Below are 710 nucleotides of genomic sequence, written 5' to 3' on the forward strand. Positions count from 1 at the left end.
CTCGGATGGCAAGCCCTGGCTGCCGATCCCGCCTGAACACCGGGCCCTCGCTGTAGACCGCCAGCAAAGGTATCACGACTCGGTCCTGGCCCGCTATCGCGCGGTGCTGGCCGCCCGCAGGGCCCATCCGTCCCTTGTCCATGGGGCGATTTCACTTCTGGATGCAGATGGTGACGTGCTGGCGTTCGTGCGGGAAGCGGAGGGTGAGCGGCTGCTGTGCGTGTTCAATTTTGCCGAACAGGCGGCGTGGTGGCCAATTCAGGATTGGGCGGGCCAACTGCTTTCGGTCGACTTTCCGGGAGCCGAGGGAGATGCCGATTCCGGCCGTATCGCCTTGCCGCCGCTTGGTTATTTCATCGGCCGCTTTGTTTGAACCTGCTCATGTTGACTTAAGGTTAGCAGGAGCCGTGTTGAAATAAAAAATTCTCATGGATAGTCTCAGCTACCGCCGGCAATGGGAACTGCCGGCTCGCTCAACGAAACCGGAAAAAATCCGGCATTCGGGCGCTAACCAGGCGAGGCCGTGTTTTACGGGGAACACGCCTATTTGGGAGATGGAAAACATGCTTAAAAACATGCTGAAAGCGACTGTGTTCGCGACGACGCTTACACTGACGGCGGGCGCGCTGTCGGTGCCTGCGTTTGCCGAGGTGGTCTATAATCGCGGCAGCGCCGCAGAGCCGGAGTCGCTCGATCCGCACAAGACGTCC

At 60.0% G+C, this 710-nt stretch carries 1 protein-coding gene; it reads left to right on the plus strand.

Annotation, left to right across the window (positions count from 1 at the left end; genetic code table 11):
- A partial coding sequence (locus tag IPF36_RS34330; RefSeq protein ID WP_195432399.1) for an alpha-glucosidase C-terminal domain-containing protein occupies window positions 1–373 on the plus strand: 373 nt, incomplete at its 5' end.
- Between the last annotated feature and the right edge of the window lie 337 nt (window positions 374–710).

The sequence above is a fragment of the Cupriavidus sp. IK-TO18 genome, from assembly GCF_015549295.1.
Taxonomy (GTDB): domain Bacteria; phylum Pseudomonadota; class Gammaproteobacteria; order Burkholderiales; family Burkholderiaceae; genus Cupriavidus; species Cupriavidus oxalaticus_A.